Raw genomic sequence first — 22,651 nt, forward strand, 5'->3', positions numbered from 1 at the left:
CAGAAGCGTTCCTCTCAATGCTCATTTCTGCCGATGTCTTGCCCATTTCTACAGACTACTGGAGAAAATGGATAAAAGTGCGCACTATATCAGGGTTGCAAATCAATGATGAAATGGTGCCCTATGAACCGTGATGAGATCTGTCTCCTGCTGACAGATAAAATTAACCAGCTGAAAAATAATGAAAATAAATTAAATGATCTGCTGCCTGATATTCGCTTACTGTATGGCTCTGAACCTGGGGGGCGCACACCAGTGATGTATCAGCCTGGCATTATATTTCTCTTTTCAGGATATAAAATTGGTTATATCAACGAGCGTGTCTTTCGCTATGATGCCAACGAATACTTACTGCTCACAGTACCTTTACCCTTTGAATGTGAAACTTATGCGACACCGGACGTTCCGTTGGCTGGTATCCGCCTGAACGTCGATATCCTGCAATTGCAGGAATTGCTGATGGATATTGGGGAGGATGAACTGTTCCAGCCCGCAATGGCGGCAAGCGGGATCAACTCCGCGACGCTATCCGATGAAATTCTCTGTGCAGCGGAACGCCTGCTGGATGTGATGGAACGGCCATTGGATGCACGTATTCTGGGAAAACAGATTATTCGTGAGATCCTCTACCATGTGCTGACCGGGCCGCGTGGAGGGGCGTTATTGGCGCTGGTCAGTCGCCAGACACATTTCAGTTTGATAAGCCGTGTGCTGAAGCGGATTGAAACCAAATACACCGAAAATCTCAATGTAGAACAGCTGGCGGCAGAAGCCAATATGAGCGTGTCGGCGTTCCATCATAATTTTAAATCGGTGACCAGTACTTCACCGTTGCAGTATCTGAAGAGCTATCGATTGCATAAAGCGCGGATGATGATGATTCATGACGGGATGAAAGCCAGTGCGGCGGCAATGCGCGTGGGTTATGAGAGTGCATCGCAGTTTAGTCGGGAGTTCAAACGTTACTTTGGCGTAACGCCTGGAGAGGATGCAGCCAGAATTCGGATGATGCAGGGGAGTTGATTTCTTGTCGGCCTGACAGGTATCCCGTAGGCCTAAACGCTGTGCGCCATATGGCGAAATGCCGGAGAGTATCCGGCCTACGGATGCGGTTCAGGCGCTACAGTATTTTTTTTTGATCACCACAAACAGCGTTCCCAACAGACCTGCGGTTAACAGGGCGATTGGCAGGATCATTAAAAAGGTCATTACCTGATCTTCGTGGCGTTTAACAAACGGGATCATACTGAGCGCATAGCCGAAACTGGTGACCACAGTGACCCACAGCAGACCGCTCAGCCAGTTAAAAAACTGGAAGCGACGGTTAGGCAGCCCCGAAATCCCCGCCATGGTTGGCAGCAAGGTACGAACGAATGCCAGGAAACGTCCGGCCAGCAGCGCCATCAGCCCGTGTTGGTCAAACATACAGGTGGCGCGCTGATGATACTTTTCAGGTAATTGCGCCAGCCAGCCTTTTACCGTCCGTGTGTTGCCCAGCCAGCGTCCCTGAATGTAGCTCAGCCAGCAACCGAGACTGGCGGCGGCAGTCAGAATAGCTATGGTAGGTAAAAAACTCATCACGTCCTGAGCGATCAGCGCCCCTGCCAGCAATAACAGGCTGTCTCCGGGTAAGAAGGAGGCGGGCAGCAGGCCATTTTCTAAAAACAGTGTGGCGAACATAACGAAGTACACTACGCTCACAACATGCGGATCCGCCAGCGCGGCAAAATCGTGTTGCCAGAGCGCGGAGACAATATCTTGAATGACTACCATGGACTTTCCTGTGGAACAGCGTTTATGGGTGGATTGTACTCCTGAATTGTCCGGGATGCCTTGATCCCGGACGCAACAATTGCAGACTTTTCCACCAGAAGTGTCTGCATATATGTCCATCTATGGCAATTTTACTCGATGCGGGCAAATCCTGCGGCTAAATCAGCAATCAGATCGTCAACATTTTCTAAACCGATGTGTAAACGGATGAGCGTTCCGCTGAAGTCCACTTTGCCTTGCGGACGGATTGCCGCGATATGTTCCGGTTGGTTAGCCAGAATCAGTGATTCAAAACCGCCCCAGGAATAGGCCATGCTGAACAGGCTGAAGTGATCCAGGTAAGCAGACAGTTCTGCACTATCTAGCTTCTTATTCAAAACAAATGAGAACAGACCGCTGCTACCGGTAAAGTCGCGTTTCCAGAACTCGTGTCCCTTGCTGCCGGGAAGTGCCGGGTGATTCACGCGGGAAACCTGCGGATGGTCAGCCAACCACTCGGCGACTTTTAAACTGCTTTCATGGTGTTGGCGCAGGCGAACGCTTAACGTCCGCAATCCGCGGCTGGTCATATAGGCGGTATCGGCATCCAGCATTTGTCCCATCAGATAGGCGTTTTCACGCAGTTGATCCCAGCAACGGGCATTGGATACCGCTGTCCCAACCATGCCGTCAGAATGACCAATCAGATATTTGGTGCCTGCCTGAATAGAAATATCGATGCCAAAATCCAGCGCCTTGAACAGCACCCCGGCAGCCCAGGTGTTATCAATCATGATGATCGCGTCAGGCACTACGCTTCTGACTGCGGCAACAATGGCTGGAACATCATGAACTTCCATGGTGACAGAACCTGGAGACTCAAGAAAAACGACTTTAGTATTCGGTTGTATATGCTTCACAATATCCGCGCCGACCAGCGGATCGAACCAGCCGGTTGTCACGCCAAGCTTGCCCAGCACCTTAGTGCAGAAATCCTGGCTGGGTTCATAGGCGGTGTTTGTCATCAGCACATGATCGCCTTGTTCAACAAAGGCAAGGATGGTGTTGGCAACGGCTGCTGCACCGCAGGGGAACAGGGCGCAGCCCGCGCCGCCTTCCAGTTCGCACATCGCCTCCTGCAGGGAGAAATGCGTCAGCGTGCCGCGACGTCCGTAGAAAAGCGCGCCGTTAGCACGGTTATGGGTGGCTTGTTTTTTGGCCTCTACGGAGTCAAAAACCAGCGAAGAAGCGCGCTGGATCACGCTATTTACCGAACCCAGCGTGTACTTTTTACTGCGTCCTGCGTGCACGAGTTTGGTTTCAAGTTGTTTATCTGCCATGTTGTTCGACCTGTTTTTATACGTCTGGATGTCTAAACTAGCATGAATCGCATCTGCCGCGTCCTGCAGAATAGTCATAAAGTACAAAATATTCTCAAATCGATTTCTGGTAACTTTTTTACTGCGTGAGCGCAAGGAAAAGAAACCAAAGGTGCGGCACTATGTAAATAGTAATGAGAACGACTATCAATTCGACGTCGTTTTGATATGATTACGCTCAGATTTTGTGATTTGCGTTCTGGAGATACAGAGTGGGTAATAATTTGATGCAGACGGACCTTTCCGTCTGGGGTATGTATCAGCACGCCGATATCGTGGTTAAGTGCGTGATGATTGGGCTGATTTTGGCGTCAGTGGTCACCTGGGCTATCTTCTTTAGTAAGAGCCTTGAGTTCTTTACGCAGAAGCGCCGTCTTAAGCGTGAACAGCGCATGCTGGCAGATGCCCGCTCTTTAGATCAGGCAAGTGAGATTGCCGCTGGATTCGATGCCAAAAGCCTGGGTTCTCTGCTGATTAATGAAGCGCAGAATGAACTGGAACTGTCAGCAGGCAGTGATGACAACGAAGGGATCAAAGAGCGTACCGGTTTCCGTCTGGAACGTCGCGTTGCCGCCGTTGGACGTCAGATGGGGCGGGGTAATGGATACCTGGCAACCATCGGGGCTATCTCTCCATTTGTCGGGTTGTTTGGTACAGTATGGGGCATCATGAATAGCTTCATCGGTATCGCGCAAACCCAAACCACCAACCTGGCTGTTGTTGCGCCGGGTATTGCAGAAGCTCTGTTAGCGACGGCGATCGGTCTGGTCGCGGCAATCCCTGCTGTGGTTATCTACAACATTTTTGCTCGTCAGATTGGCAGCTATAAAGCGATGCTGGGCGATGTCGCTGCGCAGGTGCTGTTGCTGCAAAGTCGTGACCTGGACCTGAGTGCAAGCGCGTCTGCACACCCGGTACGTGCTGCGCAGAAATTACGTGTAGGATAATGTTCCATGGCAATGAGCTTTAATGAAAACCTGGACGATAACGGTGAAATGCATGATATCAACGTGACACCGTTTATCGACGTCATGTTGGTATTATTGATCATCTTTATGGTGGCAGCGCCACTGGCAACCGTGGATGTGAAGGTCAATCTTCCTGCATCCACCAGTACGCCGCAACCGCGTCCGGAAAAACCGGTTTACCTGTCAGTAAAAGCCGATAACACCATGTTTATTGGTAACGATCAGGTCACCGATGAGACGATGATTAACGAGCTAAACGCGCTAACTGAAGGCAAGAAAGACACTACTGTCTTCTTCCGGGCAGATAAAACCGTTGACTACGAAACCATGATGAAGGTTATGGATACGCTGCATCAGGCGGGCTACCTGAAGATTGGTTTGGTCGGTGAAGAGACCGTGAAAGCCAAATAATCCTTGTTGCCGGGTACAGGTTTGACCTTACCCGGCAAGCTTCTCCTGATATCATTTCCCTGCAAATCTTTTGCCTTATCTGTTCTCGTCCAGCGCTACCGTAGTGATTTTTGTGGGTTCGTAATTCCCTTCGGATAGCTTACGGGTCAGGCGCAGTGTGGCAGTTTCACGTGCAAGCAGATGCTGGTATGTGCTTTCCAGACGGGCCATGATTTTGTCCCGCAATTCTGGTTGCTGAGCGATGATGGCCTCGATAGTGGCACCGTAAATCTCTTCTTTGGCTTGCAGTGCGTAGATTTCATGACGATTTTGCCATTTCATCCGCACCAGCGCGGCGGGTATAGAAACCATCTCTTGAGCAAGGCTTTCCAGCGTCGCGTTTTTATTGGCTATCAACACAGACAGATTTTGTTTTAAGACAAACTCATCGCTTTTGTGGTTATCTAAAGCCAAATAAACATTATTATCTTCAACATCTTTCATTTTATTTCTCTTCCAGAGAATAAAAAATAGGATCGTTGGTTTCGCGAGTAATTAAATTAAGCCAAATTTTGTTGCCTTGTTCATTTATCATGGCTGTTTTTTTGGCCAAAATTTTACTTAATTCCTGGGCGTTAATGTCGCCTTCCGCCTGTAATGAATTGAGCAGACGAGTAAATGACTCAATTTTTGCAGCGCGGAAAAGACGCTCTTTTAAATGACGATCACACTCTTCAAATAACATATTCCGGGACTGGCCGGTAGCTGCGGAACTAATCAAAATTTCTGATTCGTAATCACTTAGCGTTATCTTCCCCTGAGTCAAATTTTCACTATTTTCTGTGGTGTTTGTATTGTTCGGGGTTGCGGATAAATGAAAACGAGAGGGAACAAGATGCTCGGGAAGCATGTTGAAATATCCTTTGCTGCCAATAATATGATGTTTTTAATAAGGTAGGCCGCGTTGACAATAGCATGGGGTAATTTTAAAATCAAAAAAAATGGAGCCCGCTATGAACAGTATATTTTATTCTGTTATTACCCTGCTATTGCTGACCTGCGGGGTACTTTTGCTAATGCGTAGTGCAAATAAAAACCGTTATACAGAAGATGTTAACGCACAGTACCAGCCAGAAATGCTAAGTAAAGAAGAGGGAGAAGATCATTTTTCTGCCCTGATGAATTCGATTACTCCGGTATGGTATTGGCGAGTCAATCACGAATATATTGATTTTATCCACTCCACAGTCAAGCGGATGACAATGGTGGAGCTGAATGAAACGCCGGGGCTCTTTGACGCGCAGCGGCGCTGTAGCGATCTTAACTCTGCGGTTTATAAGTATTATGACAATATTAAAAAGCGCTGCCTCAGCGGGGAGAAAGTCCCGCACGCCGATCTGGATGTGCTTAACTTGCGGCAGTGCTTCAGGGAGTTCAGCCTTGAAGCCTATCCTGCACTTGTCGCCCTGGTATGGCCGGAATACCAGCGTCCGTTGATTAAAGAGGACGAGGTGTGAGGCGAGATTTACTTGCCCACTCTCATCAGCAGGCCATTACGCCGGGTAGGACTACACCCGGCGTAATGGTCAGATCGTTACTTGTCTGATGAGGCTTGCCACAGATTGAGCTTACCGTCCGCGACATGTTTATCGATCTGTGCCAGTTCTTCGGCACTGAAAGTCAGGTTTGCCAGTGCCTGAACGTTCTCTTCCAACTGCTCAGGTCGGCTGGCGCCAATTAATACCGATGTGACCCGGTTATCTTTTAGTAGCCAGCTTAACGCCATTTGCGCCATCGACTGCCCACGTTGTTGGGCCATCTCATTGAGCAAACGCAGACTGTTAAGATTTGCTTCCGTTAGCATATTTTCCGTCAGTCCACGGACTTTTTTCCCTTCACGCTGCATACGGGAACCATCAGGAATACCGTTGAGGTATTTCCCTGTCAGGAGCCCCTGCGCCAACGGGGTGAAGGCAATACAGCCCATCCCGTTGGATTCCAGCGTATCCAGCAAGCCGCTGCTGTCTACCCAGCGGTTAAGCAGGTTGTAGGATGGCTGGTGGATAAGCAGCGGAATTTTCCATTCCCGCAGCAGTTCGGCCACCTTCTGCGTGCGCTCTGGCGAATAAGATGAGATGCCGACATACAGTGCTTTGCCACTTTGCACGGCATGGGCCAGCGCGGAAGCAGTCTCTTCCATCGGTGTATTTTCGTCAACGCGGTGCGAATAGAAGATATCGACGTAGTCGAGACCCATGCGCTTGAGGCTCTGGTCGAGGCTGGCCAGCAGATACTTGCGTGAGCCGCCAGAACCGTACGGCCCCGGCCACATGTCGTAACCCGCTTTGGTTGAGATGATCAATTCATCACGATATTGTGCAAAATCCTCGCGCAACAATCGACCAAAATTCTCTTCAGCACTGCCCGGAGGCGGCCCGTAGTTATTGGCTAAATCAAAATGTGTTATCCCTAAATCAAATGCTTTTCGCAGCAGTGCTCGTTGTGAATCCAGAGCGTGAACGTGTCCAAAACTGTGCCATAAGCCCAGCGACAGCGCGGGCAGGCGCAAGCCGCTGCGCCCACAGTAGCGATAGAGCATTTGCTCATAACGTTCAGGATTGGCAAACCAGGCCATGAGATCTCCTTAGTGCAGGTGAATTTCGAAACAACGTTTCTATTCTAGCGAGTTCCCACTGAATATCCCGTTCACCAGGTCACACTGGGATGAAAAACTGGGCAAAAACAGATCACTGTGCTTTGCTTAAAAAAACATCACTCAGGAGTGCGACCATGCCGCGTTTGACTGCTAAAGACTTTCCGCAGGAGTTACTCGCTTACTATGACTATTACGCCCATGGCAAAATTACGAAACGCGAGTTTCTGAATCTGGCGGCGAAATATGCGGTAGGTGGTATGACGGCACTGGCGCTATTCAATTTGCTGAAACCGAACTATGCCCTGGCAACGCAGGTAGAATTTACCGATCCCGATATTCTGGCAGAATACATTACCTATCCATCGCCTGATGGGCATGGTGATGTGCGAGGTTATCTGGTGAAACCCGCGAAGGTGACGGGGAAGGTTCCGGCGGTGGTAGTGGTACATGAGAATCGTGGGCTGAATCCGTATATTGAGGATGTAGCACGGCGGGTGGCGAAGGCGGGTTATATTGCGCTGGCACCCGATGGATTAAGTTCACTGGGAGGTTATCCCGGCAATGATGATAAAGGCCGGGAATTACAGCAGCAGGTTGATCCCGTTAAGCTGATGAATGATTTTTTTGCCGCTATTGAGTTTATGCAGCGTTATTCGATGGCGACGGGAAAGGTGGGGATCACTGGATTTTGCTACGGTGGTGGTGTGGCGAATGCAGCGGCTGTTGCTTTCCCTGAACTGGCCTGTGCGGTGCCCTTTTATGGGCGTCAGGTTCCTGCTTCCGATGTCCCTAAAATTAATGCGCCTTTATTATTACACTATGCAGAACTAGACACACGAATTAATGAAGGCTGGCTCGCTTATGAAGCCGCACTCAAAGCGAATAAGAAAATCTATCAAGCATATATCTATCCCGGTGTTAATCATGGTTTTCATAACGATTCGACCCCCCGTTATGATAAAGCAGCTGCTGATTTAGCCTGGGAACGCACTCTTGCCTGGTTTGATAAATATTTGTTATGAAAAACAACGCATTATTTACAGCTTTAGGTTAATTATCTGAATAATAATGCTACCTAATTTCATTAACATTCATATTGATATGACCAGCAGGAATAATAGATAGACTTAAAAAAGTAAAAAAATAAAGAACGTATTATATCTTCTTCATTGCCTGCCGATAACAAGGGGAAGTATCGCCTGATGGCGAATTCCTCATCAATGGCAAGGAAATTATTATGTATTTGCTGAAAAACTTCACTATTCGTATTGTCATGCTGGCAATACTGGGACTTTTTTGCCTGCTCTGGTCGGGCGTGGGTTTATTCAGTCTGCATGCTTTATCAAAAATATCAGAAGGGAATGATATTGACCGCCATCTCGTCAAACAGATGACGGTGCTGAGTCAGGGGAACGATCAGTACTTTCGCTTTGTGACACGCCTGAGCCGTGCTGTGGATGTCAAAATTGGCGGTGGAACGCCTGATTTTACACCTGCCCAGCAATCGCTGGATAATCTGAGCCAAAAGCTCCAGGAGATGAAAACATTGTCTCCAGGCCCTATGGACCCGGAAATTTCAGCAGCAGTGCTGGCCAGGTGGCAAGCTTTGCTGGATAAAGGTGTGATACCGCAAATGCAACTGGCGCAGCAGGGCTCGCTTACGGCGTTTTCGGAACATGCCAGCACGATTACGCCCGCACTGAGCCGTGAATTTGGTGCCAGCGCTGAACGGTTTGATGCCACCGCCGGAAAGAGACTTGATGCGACGCGTATTATGGTAGACGGTAAAACGTCGATCATTCGGACACTGATTATTACTGCCGTTATCCTCGGGATCGCCCTCCTGTTCTTCACCGATCGTTACCTCGTTACCATGATGGTGAAACCTCTCGATCGCATTCGCCAGCAGTTCCGCCAGATTGCCCAGGGCGATCTCAGCCATCCGATTGAAGATTTTGGGCGTAACTGCGTGGGCCAACTGGTCCCTTTATTGTGCGCAATGCAGGACAGCCTGCGTGAAGCCGTAAGTACGATTCGTTCAGGCAGTGACAATATCTGGCGAGGCGCAACGGAGATTTCCAGCGGTAATAACGATCTCTCTTCCCGTACTGAGGAGCAGGCCGCGGCGCTGGAAGAGACCGCTGCCAGCATGGAGCAACTGACCGCCACGGTAAAACTTAACGCCGAAAATGCGCGTGAGGCCAGCCAGCTTGCCGATACGGCGACAGAGACGGCGGGTAAAGGCAGCACCCTGGTTTCTGAAGTGGTTGACACCATGGACGGTATTGCTGCCAGTTCTAAACAGATCGCAGAAATTACCTCCGTCATTAATAGCATTGCTTTCCAGACCAACATTCTGGCGCTCAACGCCGCCGTTGAAGCGGCCAGGGCTGGTGAACAGGGACGTGGTTTTGCCGTCGTTGCTGGTGAAGTACGTAACCTTGCCAGCCGTAGCGCCGGTGCGGCAAAAGAGATTGAGACGCTGATTGGTGAATCGTCGCGTCGTGTCGATCAGGGCGCTCGTCTGGTTAAAGAGACCGGGTTAACGATGGAGGCAATTCTGCGCGGCGCGACCGAAGTGACCGTTATCATGAAACAAATTGCCTCTGCTTCTGAAGAGCAAAATAAAGGTATCTCGCAGGTCAGTGTTGCGATCACTCAGATGGACAGCGTGACGCAACAGAATGCCGCGTTGGTAGAACAAGTATCCGCTGCTGCAGTGGCGCTGGAACGGCAAACGGAAGAGCTGCAACGCTCTGTACAACAATTCCGGCTTTCAGCCAACGATGTGCAATACGCCGCTGCCAATACTGCTTCCCCTTCCGCTGAAGACAGAACCGCTGCAGCGCCTAAAACGGACGAGTGGGTGTCCTTTTAATCTGGCACAAAAAGTGCGTGATACCTCTGGCCTTTGCTTAAAAAATCGCTATATAATTTATTATATAGCGATTGGAGGTTATGCATGGACAACCATTTTGGTAAGGGCCTGATGGCCGGATTGAACGCCTCAAGTGCGGACAGTGCTCGTTCAGTGGCGAATTTTTGTGCAGATTATAAGCGCGGTTTTGTTCTGGGTTTTTCACATCGAATGTTTGAAAAAACGGGTGACCGACAGCTCAGCGCGTGGGAAGCGGGGATCCTGACGCGTCGTTACGGGCTGGATAAAGAGATGGTGATGGATTTCTTCAAAGAGAACCAGTCGAGTACAACAATTCGTTTTTTCATGGCCGGCTATCGGCTCGAAGCTTGATCCAAAAGGGGTATTATCTTGCTTTAATTAATTACACTATTGACCTACGCCTTCGTTTTGTTGCTCCGCCGAAGTATTATAATGCACATAACCATATAAAAAGTGTGGTAATGGCGCGCCGATCGCAATAAGCAACATGCGAATGGTGCAAAATAAAAGCCAGGTCTTCGCAACGGAATAACAATAAAATGACTGGAGATAATTCTCTCATCAATTCGAACGGCATCAATCGCCGTGATTTCATGAAGCTTTGTGCAGCACTGGCCGCTACCATGGGGCTCAGTAGCAAAGCCGCCGCAGAAATGGCCGAATCAGTTTCTCGTCCTCAGCGCCCACCGGTTATCTGGATTGGTGCTCAGGAGTGTACGGGTTGTACTGAATCGCTGCTTCGTGCGACACACCCTACAGTGGAAAACCTCGTTCTGGAGACGATCTCTCTTGAATATCATGAGGTGCTCTCTGCCGCCTTTGGCCACCAGGTCGAAGAGAACAAACATAACGCTCTGGAGAAGTACAAAGGGCAATATGTTCTGGTGGTAGATGGTTCTATACCACTAAAAGATAATGGTATTTACTGCATGGTTGCCGGTGAGCCAATTGTGGATCACATCCGCAGAGCGGCCGAAGGTGCAGCAGCTATCATCGCTATCGGCTCTTGTGCCGCATGGGGTGGTGTAGCTGCCGCTGGCGTGAACCCAACGGGGGCAGTCGGCTTGCAAGAAGTTCTGCCAGGCAAAACCATCATCAACATCCCAGGCTGTCCGCCTAACCCGCATAACTTCCTCGCGACTGTCGCGCATATCATCACTTACGGTAAGCCGCCGAAGCTGGATACCAAAAACCGTCCGACATTCGCCTATGGCCGTTTGATTCATGAACACTGCGAACGTCGCCCGCACTTTGATGCCGGTCGTTTTGCGAAAGAGTTCGGCGATGAAGGCCACCGTGAAGGTTGGTGCCTCTACCATCTGGGCTGTAAAGGACCCGAAACCTATGGCAACTGTTCAACGCTGCAATTCTGCGACGTTGGCGGCGTATGGCCGGTGGCTATTGGTCACCCTTGCTACGGCTGTAACGAAGAAGGCGTCGGTTTCCATAAAGGTATTCACCAGCTTGCTCATGTGGAAAACCAAACGCCGCGTTCCGAGAAGCCAGATGTCAATATGAAAGAAGGCGGCAATGTTTCTGCCGGAGCGATTGGGCTGCTTGGTGGCGTAGTAGGACTGGTTGCCGGTGTCAGCGTGATGGCGGTTCGTGAACTGGGGCGTCAGCAGAAGAAAGATAACGCTGACTCACGGGGAGAATAACCGTGAACAGACGTAACTTTATTAAAGCAGCCTCCAGCGGGGCATTGCTGTTGGGCGCCGCGCCGTCCATCAGCCATGCGGCTGCAGAAAACCGTCCGCCGATCCCGGGTTCTCTTGGGATGCTCTATGATTCGACGCTGTGCGTAGGCTGCCAGGCCTGCGTCACCAAGTGTCAGGATATCAACTTCCCGGCGCGTAATCCGGAAGGCGAGCAGACCTGGTCGAACAACGACAAGTTGTCTCCGTATACCAATAACATCATCCAGGTATGGCGTAGCGGAACTGGCGTTAACAAAGACCAGGAAGAAAATGGCTACGCATACATTAAGAAACAGTGCATGCACTGTGTCGATCCGAACTGCGTCTCCGTTTGCCCGGTTTCCGCGCTGAAGAAAGACCCGAAAACCGGCATCGTCCACTATGACAAAGATGTCTGTACCGGCTGCCGTTATTGCATGGTTGCCTGCCCGTACAACGTCCCTAAATACGACTACAACAACCCGTTTGGTGCGCTGCATAAATGTGAACTGTGTAACCAGAAAGGCGTTGAACGTCTGGACAAAGGTGGTTTACCGGGGTGTGTTGAAGTGTGTCCTGCCGGTGCAGTGATTTTTGGTACGCGTGAAGAGCTGATGGCTGAGGCGAAAAAACGTCTCGCACTGAAGCCTGGCAGCGAATACCACTATCCGCGTCAGACAGTGAACGCTGGTGATACCTATCTGCATACGGTACCGAAGTACTACCCGCACCTGTACGGTGAAAAGGAAGGCGGTGGTACGCAGGTTATGGTGCTGACGGGTGTTCCTTACGAGGATTTGGATCTGCCAAAACTGGATGACCTGTCAACCGGTGCGCGTTCCGAACATGTTCAACATTCCCTGTATAAGGGCATGATTTTACCCCTGGCAGCGCTGGCGGGCTTAACCGTGCTGGTTCGTCGTAATACGAAAAACGACCATCACGATGGAGGAGACGATCATGAGTCATGATCCTAAACCGCTGGGCGGAAGAATAATCAGCAAACCGGTCATTATTTTTGGGCCGTTAATCGTCCTGTGTATGCTCCTGATCGTAAAACGTCTGGTCTTCGGACTGGGTTCAGTCTCCGATCTGAACGGCGGTTTCCCGTGGGGCGTATGGATCGCGTTTGACCTGTTGATCGGTACCGGTTTCGCGTGTGGTGGTTGGGCGCTGGCGTGGGCGGTGTATGTTTTCAACAGAGGACAATACCATCCACTGGTACGTCCGGCGCTGCTGGCCAGCCTGTTTGGTTACTCGCTGGGTGGTTTGTCGATCACCATTGACGTCGGTCGTTACTGGAACCTGCCGTATTTCTACATTCCGGGTCACTTCAACGTGAACTCGGTACTGTTTGAAACGGCGGTCTGTATGACCATCTATATCGGTATCATGGCGCTGGAATTTGCTCCGGCCTTGTTTGAACGTCTGGGCTGGAAAGTATCGCTCAAACGTTTGAATAAAGTGATGTTCTTTATTATCGCTCTCGGCGCGCTGCTGCCGACCATGCACCAGTCTTCAATGGGTTCATTGATGATTTCTGCGGGCTATAAAGTACATCCGCTATGGCAAGCTTATGAAATGTTGCCACTTTTCTCGGTATTAACCGCCTTTATAATGGGCTTCTCTATCGTCATTTTTGAAGGCTCACTGGTACAAGCGGGTCTGAAAGGTAACGGTCCGGACGAGAAAAGTTTGTTCATCAAGCTGACGAACACCATCAGCGTGCTGCTGGCGATTTTCGTGGTTCTGCGCTTTGGCGAGTTGATCTACCGCGACAAGCTGTCGTATGCGTTTGCAGGCGATCTTTACTCCGTGATGTTCTGGATTGAAGTCGTGCTGATGGTCTTCCCGCTGGTGGTGCTGCGTGTCACGAAGCTGCGCAATGACTCGCGTATGCTGTATCTGTCCGCGTTGAGCGCATTGCTGGGTTGTGCAACATGGCGTCTGTCCTATTCGCTGGTGGCATTCAATCCTGGTGGTGGCTACCACTACTTCCCGACCTGGGAAGAACTGTTGATTTCTATTGGTTTTGTGGCTATTGAGATTTGTGCATACATCGTACTCATTCGTCTACTGCCGATACTTCCTCCTTTAAAACAAAACGATCAAAATCGTCATGAGGCGAGCAAAGCATGAGCCAGAGAATTACTATTGATCCGGTAACCCGTATTGAGGGTCATTTACGCATCGACTGCGAAATCGAAAATGGCGTGGTATCTAAAGCATGGGCTTCCGGTACCATGTGGCGCGGCATGGAAGAGATCGTGAAAAATCGCGATCCGCGCGATGCCTGGATGATTGTGCAGCGTATTTGTGGTGTTTGCACCACAACTCACGCTATCTCTTCTGTTCGTGCAGCTGAAAGCGCGCTGAATATTGATGTTCCGGTAAACGCACAGTACATCCGTAACATCATTCTGGCCGCACACACCACGCATGACCACATTGTTCACTTCTATCAGCTCTCTGCGCTGGACTGGGTGGATATCACCTCTGCGCTGAAGGCCGATCCAGCGAAAGCGTCTGCCATGCTGAACGGCGTGTCCTCCTGGCACCTGAACAGTGCAGAAGAGTTCACTAAGGTTCAGAACAAGATCAAAGACCTTGTTGCCAGCGGTCAGTTAGGTATTTTTGCCAACGGTTGCTGGGGTCACCCGGCAATGCAGCTGCCGCCGGAAGTGAACCTGATTGCGGTCGCTCACTACCTGCAGGCGCTGGAATGCCAGCGTGATGCCAACCGCGTTGTGGCGCTGTTGGGCGGTAAAACGCCGCACATCCAGAACCTGGCGGTAGGTGGGGTTGCTAACCCGATTAACCTCGACGGTCTTGGTGTGCTGAACCTTGAACGCCTGATGTACATCAAGTCTTTCATTGATAAGCTGAGCGACTTCGTTGAGCAGGTTTACAAGGTTGATACCGCGGTCATTGCTGCGTTCTATCCGGAGTGGCTGGAACGTGGTCAGGGCGCGGTTAACTATCTGAGCGCGCCGGAATTCCCGACTGACGGTAAAAACGGCAGCTTCCTGTTCCCGGGCGGTTACATCACTAATGAAGATCTGTCGACCTATCGTCCGATCACCTCTCACTCCGATGAGTACCTGATCAAAGGGATTCAGGAGAGTGCGAAACACGCGTGGTACAAAGACGAAGCGCCGCAGGCTCCGTGGGAAGGCACAACGGTTCCTGATTACACCGGTTGGTCAGATGACGGCAAGTACTCCTGGGTTAAAGCGCCGACCTTCTACGGTAAAACGGTTGAAGTGGGTCCGCTGGCTAACATGCTGTGTAAACTGGCGGCCAAACGCGAGTCTACCCATGCCAAGCTGAATGAAATCATCGCGATTTACACCAGGCTGACCGGTAAAACTATCGAAGTGTCGCAGCTGCACTCTACGCTGGGCCGTATCATTGGTCGTACCGTTCACTGCTGTGAACTGCAGAACGTTCTGCAGGATCAGTACAACGCGCTGATCGTGAACATCGGTAAAGGCGACCACACCACCTTCGTGAAACCGGATATTCCGGCAACAGGCGAATTCAAAGGTGTTGGTTTCCTCGAAGCACCGCGCGGTATGCTGTCTCACTGGATGGTGATTAAAGATGGCATTATCAGCAACTACCAGGCGGTTGTACCGTCAACATGGAACTCTGGCCCACGTAACTTTAATGATGAAGTGGGACCGTATGAGCGCTCGCTGGTAGGTACGCCGATTGCCGATCCAAACAAACCGCTGGAAGTGGTTCGTACCATTCACTCCTTCGACCCTTGTATGTCATGTGCGGTGCATGTGGTGGACGTTGACGGGAACGAAGTGGTCTCAGTTAAGGTTCTGTAATGCGGATATTAGTCTTAGGGGTCGGCAATATTTTGCTGACCGACGAAGCCATCGGGGTACGTATCGTTGAGGCATTAGAGCAACGGTACATCCTGCCAGACTTTGTTGATGTTCTGGACGGTGGTACGGCTGGGATGGAGCTTCTTGGCGATATGGCGAACAGAGATCATCTGATCATTGCTGACGCCATTGTGTCGAAGAAAAACACGCCAGGAACGATGATGGTCCTGCGGGATGAAGAGATCCCGGCGCTGTTTACCAACAAAATCTCACCGCACCAGCTTGGCCTGGCCGACGTTTTGTCGGCCCTGCGTTTCACCGGCGAGTTCCCGACAAAGCTGACTTTAGTCGGCGTTATTCCGGAATCGCTGGAGCCGCATATCGGGCTAACGCCAACGGTTGAAGCGATGATTGAACCTGCGCTTGAGCAGGTTCTTGCTGCGCTGCGCGAGTCTGGCGTTGAAGCGATTCCACGGGAGAAGGCACATGTCTGAGGAGTTCTTAGGCTTTCAGACAGCCCCGAAGCAGCAAATTCAGGCCGCGTTTGAAGAGGTTGCCCGGCGTTCGATGCACGATCTTTCTTTTCTGCATCCGAATATGCCGGTGTATGTCTCTGATTTTACGCTGTTTGAAGGACAGTGGACGGGGTGTGTTATCACACCCTGGATGCTCAGCGCGCTGATTTTCCCTGGGCCGGATCAGGTCTGGCCGGTGCGTAAAGTCAGCGAAAAAATCGGGTTGCGTCTGCCTTATGGCGAAATGACCTTTACCGTGGGTGAACTGGAGGGTGTATCGCAATACCTCTCCTGCTCGCTGATGTCGCCGCTTTCGCACAGCATGTCTGCGCAAGAAGGTGTGCGCCTGACTGACGATTGTGCGCGAATGCTGTTATCGCTGCCGGTGAGCGATCCAAATGCGCCGCAGCTCAACCGCCGCGCGCTGCTGCTGGGCCGGCGGAACTGCGAAAATGCATGAGCTGTCCCTGTGTCAGAGCGCGGTTGAGATTGTTCAACAGCAGGCAGAGCAGCACAGTGTCAAACGTGTAACCGGCGTTTGGCTGGAAATTGGCGCGCTCTCCTGCGTTGAGGAGAGTGCCGTCCGTTTCAGTTTCGACATCGTCTGTCAGGGTACGCTGGCGCAAGGATGTGAGCTGCATATTGATTACAAACCTGCCCAGGCGTGGTGCTGGGATTGCAGTCAGGTTGTGGAAATCACCCAGCATGATGCGCAGTGTCCACATTGTCAGGGGGATCGTCTGCGAGTTGATGCGGGCGATTCACTGAAAGTGAAAAGTATTGAAGTCGAATAGCCCATAGGTTGCTATGGGGCGGAGTCAGATATGTGTATTGGAGTCCCTGGTCAGATTCTGGCCGTTGGTGAAGATATTCACCAGCTTGCGCAGGTTGAAGTGTGCGGCATCAAGCGTGATGTCAATATTGCCCTGATATGTGAAGGCGAGCCTGCCGAACTGGTCGGGCAATGGGTGCTGGTGCACGTAGGGTTCGCCATGAGCATCATTGATGAAGATGAAGCTAAATTCACATTGGATGCACTTCGCCGCATGGAGTATGACGTCACCAGCGCATGATTTTATGCCGGATGGCGGCGCAAACGCCTTATCCGGCCTACGCCAGGGCGTCTTTGTAGGCCAGATAAGACACCCCGGCGTCGCCATCAGGCATTTTAAGCCTGGCGCTTATCTTCGGTATGGGTATCGAAGTCGCTGGCGTCATGGCGTTCATGAAGCTGCTCGTTCAGCGGTCCGTTAGTGCGGTTTACAATCCGACCACGTTTAACCGCCGGACGCGCTGCCACCTCTTTTGCCCAGCGCTGCACGTGCTTGTAACTTCCGGCGTCAAGGAACTCTGCCGCGTCGTACACGTTGCCCAATACCACATTGCCAAACCACGGCCAGACCGCCATATCGGCAATGGTGTATTCATCTCCGGCGACAAACTGATGCTGCGCTAACTGTTTATCCAACACGTCGAGTAAGCGCTTGGCTTCCATGGTGAAGCGATTAATCGCGTATTCAATCTTCACTGGCGCATAGTTGTAGAAGTGGCCAAAGCCACCGCCGAGGAATGGGGCTGCGCCTTGTAGCCAGAATAACCAGTTCAGCGTTTCGGTGCGTTTAGCCAAATCCTGCGGCAGGAAATAACCATATTTTTCTGCCAGATAGAGCAGGATTGCGCCAGATTCGAATACGCGAACCGGTGGGTTTTGCGAGTGATCGCGTAGCGCCGGGATCTTCGAGTTCGGATTCACCTCCACAAAGCCGCTGGAAAACTGATCGCCGTCGCCAATACGGATGATCCAGGCATCGTATTCCGCGCCCTTCACGCCCTGCGCCAGCAACTCCTCCAGCATAATCGTCACTTTCTGCCCGTTTGGCGTACCCAGAGAATAGAGCTGCAGCGGATGCTTGCCAACCGGCAGCGTTTTCTCGTGTGTAGCGCCGGAAACAGGGCGGTTGATATTGGCGAATGCGCCGCCGTTCGATTTTTCCCACGTCCAGACTTTCGCGGGCTGATAGGTATTGTCTGACATAGTGACCTGCCTTCTGAGTGGTTGTTTGATGCAGTGTAGCAGCCAGGTAGAACTCAATTTAACAGATTGGGACTTTATGCCGTTTTGTGCTGAAAGGGGAAGATAAATCTAACCCGTTCATTGTACCTGGCCCGTACTCCATGAAGAGGAAATCAATGTTGGACGGAAATTGCTACCGTATTCACCATCAAAAATTGGCGGTGAATAAGCAGTAATAATGAAAAAGGGTGTTCCAGGAGTAAGCGGTTATCAGGGCCCGGCGGGTGGGTGGGGCGCGGTAAAAGCCGTCACTGCTTCGCTGTTTTCGCAAAAGGCTGTTGTACGCGACATTATCGCGATGTTCAAAATGAACCAGGTGAAAGGGTTCGATTGTCCGGGCTGTGCGTGGCCGGACCCGGGTCATCGCGCGCCAATGGAGCTGTGCGAAAACGGCGTTAAGGCGGTCTCCTGGGAGACAACCCGCAAGAAAGCGTCACCGGAATTTTTCAGCCGTCACCCGGTTTCCACACTCTGGCACTACAGCGATTATGAGCTGGAAAATATCGGTCGTTTAACGCATCCGATGAAATACGATGCAGCGTCAGATACCTGGCAGGCGGTGGATTGGGATACCGCCTTCCATGAGATCGGTGAGCGTCTGCGCAGTTATGATTCAGCCCGGCAGGTTGAGTTTTACACCTCCGGCAGAACGTCAAATGAGGCAGCGTTTTTGTATCAGCTGTTTGCCCGCGAATATGGCAGCAGCAACTTCCCTGATTGCTCAAACATGTGCCACGGGCCGACCAGTGCAGGACTAACGCCGGCCATTGGCCTTGGAAAAGGAACCGTTGAACTTGAGGATTTTGACCACTGCGATCTGGTGATTTGTATCGGGCATAACCCTGGCACCAACCATCCGCGCATGCTGACTACCTTACGCGACGTTGCCAGACGCGGGGCTAAAATTATCTCCATTAATCCGCTGAACGAAAGGGGGCTTGAGCGCTTTAGCTTCCCGCAAAGTCCGAAAGAGATGTTTACCGGTCAGGCGACGGAACTGAGCAGCGAATACTACCAGGTCAAAATGGGCGGTGACGCCTCGCTGCTCAAAGGCATCATGAAGGCGCTGATCGAGATGGATGAAGCGCGGATCTTATTGGATCAGCAGCCGACGCTCGATCATGCGTTTATCGATGAGCACACCGCCGGATATGCCGCGCTGTATGATGACTTACGCCAGCGTAGTTGGGCGGAGCTGGAACAGGACTCGGGACTGATGCGTAGTCAGATGGAAGATCTGGCGCACAGCTACAGTAAATCCCGCGCCACGATTGTTTGCTATGGTCTGGGCATCACCCAGCATAAAAACGGCACTGAGAACGTCCAGCAGCTGGTAAACCTGCTGCTGCTGAAAGGCAATATAGGTAAGCTGGGGGCGGGGATTTGCCCGTTGCGCGGTCATTCTAACGTGCAGGGAGATCGTTCGGTAGGGATCAACGAAGCGGCATCCGAAGATTTCCTGCAACGCCTTGAGACGTATTTTTCTATCCGTGTTCCGCGCAAACATGGCCGTTCCAGTGTGGAGAGTATTCGGGCCATCGAGCGGGGAGAGGCAAAAGCGCTTATCTGCATGGGGGGAAACCTTGCGGTGGCGATGCCGCAGCCGCAGCGTACCTTTGCGGCGATGAAAAAGCTGGATCTGCAGGTTCACGTTGCGACCAAACTGAACAGATCACACCTGCTGCTGGCAAAACATAACTACCTGCTCCCCGCGTTGGGCAGAACCGAGCGCGACATGCAGGCGACGGGGATTCAGTCAGTCACCGTCGAAGATTCGATGTCGATGGTTCACGCTTCCTGTGGTGGGCTGAAACCCGCTTCGCGGTGGTTAAAGTCTGAACCGGCAATTGTGGCGGCAATGGCACGCGCCACTCTGCCTCACTCGCCGGTCAACTGGGAGACGTTAGCCGGGAACTACGCGCTGATCCGCGATGCCATTGAAGCTGTGATTCCGGCATTCCACAACTACAACACGCGTATTGCCGAGCCAGGCGGATTTCGTATGGATACGCCTGCTTCGCGGCGTGAATGGCGAACGGAGAATGGCAAAGCCAACTTTATCGTCAGCCGCCAACGGGCCGTGGTGCGGGAAAACCAACCTGCGGATGCGCTGGTTCTGGCTACGTTGCGCAGTCACGATCAATATAATACGACTATCTATGGCATGAACGACCGCTATCGTGGCATTACCGGTCGGCGCGACGTGGTGTTTTTGAGTGCCCAGGAAGCAGCGGCTCGCGGGCTGAGTCAGGGGGATGTGGTCAACGTTCAGGCGCTGGACGATAACGGGCTTCCCTGTGCCGATCGCGTGATGTACGGGTTAACGGTGGTGATTTACAACATGGCGGCGGGTTCAATTGGGGCGTATCTGCCGGAAGCGAATGTCCTGCTGTCGCTGGATGCGGTGGACACACAAAGCTTAACTCCGGCGTATAAAAGCGTGCCGGTCATCCTTACCCAGGCGTAGTTCCTGCTGTGAATTTTTCGCCTCTGAGCGCCAGCCGCTGCGTTGAGGTGTATGATGATGTCAACCTCTGTCCGGTTAGTGTCGCAGAGCAGGCAATCAGAGCGAAAAATTCACGCCAACCTGCTCAGGCTGTATTGTTTTGAGGTAAGGTGCATGAGCAAAGGAACGACCAGTCAGGATGCCCCATTCGGGACATTATTGGGCTACGCCCCAGGCGGCGTAGCAATCTACTCTTCAGATTACAGCTCCCTCGACCCACGGGACTACGACGATGATGCTGCTTTTCGTAGCTATATCGACGACGAATACATGGGCCACAAATGGCAGTGCGTAGAATTTGCACGCCGCTTTCTCTTCCTAAACTATGGCATGGTCTTCACCGATGTGGGCATGGCATGGGAGATCTTCTCCTTGCGCTTCCTGCGTGAAGTGGTGAATGACAATATCCTGCCGTTACAGGCATTTCCGAATGGTTCGCCCCGTGCGCCGGTTGCAGGTGCTCTGCTTATCTGGCAGAAAGGCGGCGAATTTAAAGACACCGGTCATGTGGCGGTCGTCACCCAGTTGCTGGAAAACAAAATCCGTATTGCCGAACAGAACGTGCTCCATACGCCGCTGCCGCCAGGGCAGCAGTGGACCCGCGAGCTGGAGATGGTGGTTGAAAACGGTTGCTACACCCTGCGGGATACCTTTGACGACACCACCATCCTTGGCTGGATGATCCAGACCGAGGATACCCGTTACAGCCTGCCGCAGCCGGAGATCGCCAATGACTCGCTGAAAATTGGCAGCGCGCGACTGGAAGATAACGGACAGTTTGACGGTAAGTGGCTCGATGAGCAGGATCCGCTGCAAAAAGCCTACGTGCTGGCGAACGGCCACGTCATTAATCAGGATCCGCATCAGTACTTCACGATTACCGAAAGTGCCGAGCAGGAGCTGATTAAAGCGACCAACGAGCTGCACCTGATGTATCTGCACGCGACCGACAAGGTGCTGAAAGACGATAATCTGCTGGCGCTGTTCGATATCCCGAAAATCCTCTGGCCGCGTCTGCGCCTTTCCTGGCAGCGGCGTCGGCATCATATGATTACGGGTCGTATGGATTTCTGTATGGATGAACGCGGACTGAAGGTGTATGAGTACAACGCCGATTCCGCATCGTGCCATACCGAAGCCGGTTTGATCCTCGAAAGATGGGCTGAGCGGGGCTACGCAGGGCAGGGACACAACCCGGCTGAAGGGTTGATCAACGAACTGGCGGGTGCCTGGAAGCACAGCCGCGCACGTCCGTTTGTCCACATCATGCAGGATAAGGATATCGAAGAAAACTATCACGCGCAGTTTATGCAGCAGGCGCTGCGTCAGGCCGGGTTTGACAGCAAAATTCTGCGTGGCCTCGATGAGCTACGTTGGGATGACGCTGGCCAACTGATTGACGGTGACGGTCGCCTGGTGAACTGCGTCTGGAAAACCTGGGCGTGGGAAACTGCGATTGAGCAGGTGCGTGAGGTGAGTGAAACTGAATATGCCGCGGTGCCGATTCGTACCGGGCATACCCAGCAGGAAGTGCGTTTAATCGACGTGTTGCTGCGCCCGGAAGTGTTGGTGTTCGAACCTCTGTGGACGGTGATCCCTGGCAACAAAGCGATTTTGCCGATCCTCTGGCAGCTTTTCCCGCACCACCGCTATCTGCTTGATACCGATTTCACTGTTAATGAAGAGCTGGCGCAAACCGGTTATGCGGTGAAACCTATTGCAGGACGTTGTGGCAGCAACATCGATCTGGTGAGTCATCAGGAAGAGCTGCTGGATAAAACCAGTGGTAAGTTTGCCGAGCAGAAGAACATTTATCAGCAGCTTTGGTGTCTGCCGAAGGTTGCCGGTAAATATATTCAGGTTTGTACGTTCACCGTAGGTGGTAACTACGGCGGGACTTGCCTGCGCGGTGACGAATCGCTGGTGATTAAAAAAGAGAGCGATATTGAGCCGTTGATTGTGGTGAAGGAAGCGTAATCTTTCTGCGTGCTCAGGAA

The 22,651-nt window shown here is 51.7% G+C and carries 23 protein-coding genes; 17 read left to right on the forward strand and 6 right to left on the reverse strand.

What is annotated here, in order from left to right:
* Positions 1-123 precede the first annotated feature (123 nt).
* Positions 124-1,023: an AraC family transcriptional regulator gene (locus IB196_RS03485; RefSeq protein WP_005123124.1), complete on the forward strand. Its 900-nt coding sequence runs from the start codon at positions 124-126 to the stop codon at positions 1,021-1,023.
* 90 nt (positions 1,024-1,113) lie between these two features.
* Here IB196_RS03485 and yghB read toward each other — a convergent pair whose 3' ends face one another.
* Both yghB and metC read right to left on the reverse strand, forming a co-directional pair.
* Positions 1,114-1,773 (reverse strand): DedA family general envelope maintenance protein YghB, encoded by a 660-nt coding sequence (gene yghB, locus IB196_RS03490; protein ID WP_003024510.1) that lies wholly within the window; start codon positions 1,771-1,773, stop codon positions 1,114-1,116.
* A 131-nt stretch (positions 1,774-1,904) separates the two neighbouring features.
* Positions 1,905-3,092 carry a cystathionine beta-lyase gene (gene metC, locus IB196_RS03495; RefSeq protein ID WP_005123128.1) on the reverse strand — a complete coding sequence of 396 codons (1,188 nt, stop codon included), beginning with the start codon at positions 3,090-3,092 and terminating at the stop codon, positions 1,905-1,907.
* 251 nt (positions 3,093-3,343) lie between these two features.
* Between metC and exbB the strand changes: the two genes are divergently transcribed.
* Positions 3,344-4,078 carry a tol-pal system-associated acyl-CoA thioesterase gene (exbB, locus tag IB196_RS03500; RefSeq protein WP_188231897.1) on the forward strand — a complete coding sequence of 245 codons (735 nt, stop codon included), beginning with the start codon at positions 3,344-3,346 and terminating at the stop codon, positions 4,076-4,078.
* A 6-nt stretch (positions 4,079-4,084) separates the two neighbouring features.
* On the forward strand, positions 4,085-4,510 hold the full coding sequence (exbD, locus tag IB196_RS03505; RefSeq protein ID WP_005123131.1) for a TonB system transport protein ExbD: 426 nt from the start codon (positions 4,085-4,087) through the stop codon (positions 4,508-4,510).
* A gap of 75 nt (positions 4,511-4,585) precedes the next feature.
* On the opposite strand, the gene IB196_RS03510 is transcribed toward exbD, so the two are convergent.
* Both IB196_RS03510 and IB196_RS03515 read right to left on the reverse strand, forming a co-directional pair.
* Positions 4,586-4,993, reverse strand: coding sequence for a hypothetical protein (locus IB196_RS03510; RefSeq protein ID WP_005123132.1), 408 nt, complete (start codon positions 4,991-4,993; stop codon positions 4,586-4,588).
* A gap of 1 nt (position 4,994) precedes the next feature.
* Entirely contained in the window at positions 4,995-5,399 is a 405-nt protein-coding gene (locus IB196_RS03515; protein ID WP_040233982.1) for a hypothetical protein, read from the reverse strand.
* Between the two features lie 103 nt (positions 5,400-5,502).
* On the opposite strand from IB196_RS03515, the gene IB196_RS03520 reads away from it, so the two are divergent.
* Positions 5,503-6,006, forward strand: coding sequence for a hypothetical protein (locus IB196_RS03520; protein ID WP_005123136.1), 504 nt, complete (start codon positions 5,503-5,505; stop codon positions 6,004-6,006).
* A 77-nt stretch (positions 6,007-6,083) separates the two neighbouring features.
* Here the strand turns inward: IB196_RS03520 and IB196_RS03525 are convergent, their stop codons facing one another.
* Positions 6,084-7,124, reverse strand: a complete 1,041-nt coding sequence (locus tag IB196_RS03525; protein ID WP_188231898.1) for an aldo/keto reductase — start codon at positions 7,122-7,124, stop codon at positions 6,084-6,086.
* A 155-nt stretch (positions 7,125-7,279) separates the two neighbouring features.
* On the opposite strand from IB196_RS03525, the gene yghX reads away from it, so the two are divergent.
* From yghX to hybG, 11 genes are all read left to right on the forward strand, one after another.
* Positions 7,280-8,167: a YghX family hydrolase gene (gene yghX / locus IB196_RS03530; RefSeq protein WP_188231930.1), complete on the forward strand. Its 888-nt coding sequence runs from the start codon at positions 7,280-7,282 to the stop codon at positions 8,165-8,167.
* Between the two features lie 215 nt (positions 8,168-8,382).
* Positions 8,383-10,023, forward strand: a complete 1,641-nt coding sequence (locus IB196_RS03535) for a methyl-accepting chemotaxis protein (protein WP_005123140.1) — start codon at positions 8,383-8,385, stop codon at positions 10,021-10,023.
* An 84-nt stretch (positions 10,024-10,107) separates the two neighbouring features.
* Entirely contained in the window at positions 10,108-10,395 is a 288-nt protein-coding gene (locus tag IB196_RS03540) for a DUF2623 family protein (protein WP_003024490.1), read from the forward strand.
* A 188-nt stretch (positions 10,396-10,583) separates the two neighbouring features.
* Complete coding sequence (gene hybO / locus IB196_RS03545; RefSeq protein WP_040233985.1) at positions 10,584-11,702, forward strand: hydrogenase 2 small subunit; 1,119 nt, start codon at positions 10,584-10,586, stop codon at positions 11,700-11,702.
* 2 nt (positions 11,703-11,704) lie between these two features.
* Positions 11,705-12,691: a hydrogenase 2 operon protein HybA gene (gene hybA, locus IB196_RS03550; protein ID WP_005123143.1), complete on the forward strand. Its 987-nt coding sequence runs from the start codon at positions 11,705-11,707 to the stop codon at positions 12,689-12,691.
* On the forward strand, positions 12,681-13,859 hold the full coding sequence (gene hybB, locus IB196_RS03555) for a Ni/Fe-hydrogenase cytochrome b subunit (RefSeq protein ID WP_005123144.1): 1,179 nt from the start codon (positions 12,681-12,683) through the stop codon (positions 13,857-13,859). Before hybA ends, hybB begins: the two co-directional genes overlap by 11 nt.
* The gene (hybC, locus tag IB196_RS03560; protein WP_005123146.1) at positions 13,856-15,559 is read left to right on the forward strand and encodes a hydrogenase 2 large subunit; all 1,704 of its coding nucleotides are present in this window, start codon (positions 13,856-13,858) and stop codon (positions 15,557-15,559) included. The genes hybB and hybC overlap by 4 nt, the downstream gene beginning before the upstream one ends.
* The gene (locus IB196_RS03565) at positions 15,559-16,053 is read left to right on the forward strand and encodes a HyaD/HybD family hydrogenase maturation endopeptidase (protein WP_005123147.1); all 495 of its coding nucleotides are present in this window, start codon (positions 15,559-15,561) and stop codon (positions 16,051-16,053) included. Before hybC ends, IB196_RS03565 begins: the two co-directional genes overlap by 1 nt.
* Complete coding sequence (gene hybE / locus IB196_RS03570; RefSeq protein WP_005123148.1) at positions 16,046-16,534, forward strand: hydrogenase-2 assembly chaperone; 489 nt, start codon at positions 16,046-16,048, stop codon at positions 16,532-16,534. Before IB196_RS03565 ends, hybE begins: the two co-directional genes overlap by 8 nt.
* Positions 16,527-16,868 (forward strand): hydrogenase maturation nickel metallochaperone HypA, encoded by a 342-nt coding sequence (gene hypA / locus IB196_RS03575; protein ID WP_188231899.1) that lies wholly within the window; start codon positions 16,527-16,529, stop codon positions 16,866-16,868. Before hybE ends, hypA begins: the two co-directional genes overlap by 8 nt.
* Positions 16,869-16,898: 30 nt before the next feature.
* The gene (gene hybG / locus IB196_RS03580) at positions 16,899-17,147 is read left to right on the forward strand and encodes a hydrogenase maturation factor HybG (RefSeq protein ID WP_005123149.1); all 249 of its coding nucleotides are present in this window, start codon (positions 16,899-16,901) and stop codon (positions 17,145-17,147) included.
* A gap of 95 nt (positions 17,148-17,242) precedes the next feature.
* On the opposite strand, the gene yghU is transcribed toward hybG, so the two are convergent.
* Positions 17,243-18,109, reverse strand: coding sequence for a glutathione-dependent disulfide-bond oxidoreductase (yghU, locus tag IB196_RS03585; protein ID WP_005123150.1), 867 nt, complete (start codon positions 18,107-18,109; stop codon positions 17,243-17,245).
* A gap of 217 nt (positions 18,110-18,326) precedes the next feature.
* On the opposite strand from yghU, the gene IB196_RS03590 reads away from it, so the two are divergent.
* Both IB196_RS03590 and gss read left to right on the forward strand, forming a co-directional pair.
* On the forward strand, positions 18,327-20,615 hold the full coding sequence (locus IB196_RS03590; RefSeq protein ID WP_188231900.1) for an FdhF/YdeP family oxidoreductase: 2,289 nt from the start codon (positions 18,327-18,329) through the stop codon (positions 20,613-20,615).
* A gap of 153 nt (positions 20,616-20,768) precedes the next feature.
* Positions 20,769-22,631, forward strand: coding sequence for a bifunctional glutathionylspermidine amidase/synthase (gene gss / locus IB196_RS03595; RefSeq protein ID WP_149691770.1), 1,863 nt, complete (start codon positions 20,769-20,771; stop codon positions 22,629-22,631).
* Positions 22,632-22,651: the final 20 nt, after the last annotated feature.

Origin of the sequence: Citrobacter sp. C6_1, from assembly GCF_014596835.2 — a bacterium.
Lineage (GTDB): Bacteria > Pseudomonadota > Gammaproteobacteria > Enterobacterales > Enterobacteriaceae > Citrobacter > Citrobacter pasteurii.

What these genes read in the sequence shown, in the direction of transcription:
- yghX (WP_188231930.1), top strand. Translation starts at nt 7,280, where the DNA reads ATGCCGCGTTTGACTGCTAAAGACTTTCCGCAGGAGTTACTCGCTTAC.
- IB196_RS03525 (WP_188231898.1), bottom strand. Translation starts at nt 7,124, where the DNA reads ATGGCCTGGTTTGCCAATCCTGAACGTTATGAGCAAATGCTCTATCGC.
- hypA (WP_188231899.1), top strand. Translation starts at nt 16,527, where the DNA reads ATGCATGAGCTGTCCCTGTGTCAGAGCGCGGTTGAGATTGTTCAACAG.
- IB196_RS03540 (WP_003024490.1), top strand. Translation starts at nt 10,108, where the DNA reads ATGGACAACCATTTTGGTAAGGGCCTGATGGCCGGATTGAACGCCTCA.
- IB196_RS03590 (WP_188231900.1), top strand. Translation starts at nt 18,327, where the DNA reads ATGAAAAAGGGTGTTCCAGGAGTAAGCGGTTATCAGGGCCCGGCGGGT.
- hybB (WP_005123144.1), top strand. Translation starts at nt 12,681, where the DNA reads ATGAGTCATGATCCTAAACCGCTGGGCGGAAGAATAATCAGCAAACCG.
- hybE (WP_005123148.1), top strand. Translation starts at nt 16,046, where the DNA reads ATGTCTGAGGAGTTCTTAGGCTTTCAGACAGCCCCGAAGCAGCAAATT.
- hybC (WP_005123146.1), top strand. Translation starts at nt 13,856, where the DNA reads ATGAGCCAGAGAATTACTATTGATCCGGTAACCCGTATTGAGGGTCAT.
- metC (WP_005123128.1), bottom strand. Translation starts at nt 3,092, where the DNA reads ATGGCAGATAAACAACTTGAAACCAAACTCGTGCACGCAGGACGCAGT.
- IB196_RS03515 (WP_040233982.1), bottom strand. Translation starts at nt 5,399, where the DNA reads ATGCTTCCCGAGCATCTTGTTCCCTCTCGTTTTCATTTATCCGCAACC.
- IB196_RS03535 (WP_005123140.1), top strand. Translation starts at nt 8,383, where the DNA reads ATGTATTTGCTGAAAAACTTCACTATTCGTATTGTCATGCTGGCAATA.
- hybO (WP_040233985.1), top strand. Translation starts at nt 10,584, where the DNA reads ATGACTGGAGATAATTCTCTCATCAATTCGAACGGCATCAATCGCCGT.
- IB196_RS03565 (WP_005123147.1), top strand. Translation starts at nt 15,559, where the DNA reads ATGCGGATATTAGTCTTAGGGGTCGGCAATATTTTGCTGACCGACGAA.
- IB196_RS03510 (WP_005123132.1), bottom strand. Translation starts at nt 4,993, where the DNA reads ATGAAAGATGTTGAAGATAATAATGTTTATTTGGCTTTAGATAACCAC.
- gss (WP_149691770.1), top strand. Translation starts at nt 20,769, where the DNA reads ATGAGCAAAGGAACGACCAGTCAGGATGCCCCATTCGGGACATTATTG.
- hybG (WP_005123149.1), top strand. Translation starts at nt 16,899, where the DNA reads ATGTGTATTGGAGTCCCTGGTCAGATTCTGGCCGTTGGTGAAGATATT.
- IB196_RS03485 (WP_005123124.1), top strand. Translation starts at nt 124, where the DNA reads ATGAACCGTGATGAGATCTGTCTCCTGCTGACAGATAAAATTAACCAG.
- exbD (WP_005123131.1), top strand. Translation starts at nt 4,085, where the DNA reads ATGGCAATGAGCTTTAATGAAAACCTGGACGATAACGGTGAAATGCAT.
- yghU (WP_005123150.1), bottom strand. Translation starts at nt 18,109, where the DNA reads ATGTCAGACAATACCTATCAGCCCGCGAAAGTCTGGACGTGGGAAAAA.
- yghB (WP_003024510.1), bottom strand. Translation starts at nt 1,773, where the DNA reads ATGGTAGTCATTCAAGATATTGTCTCCGCGCTCTGGCAACACGATTTT.
- IB196_RS03520 (WP_005123136.1), top strand. Translation starts at nt 5,503, where the DNA reads ATGAACAGTATATTTTATTCTGTTATTACCCTGCTATTGCTGACCTGC.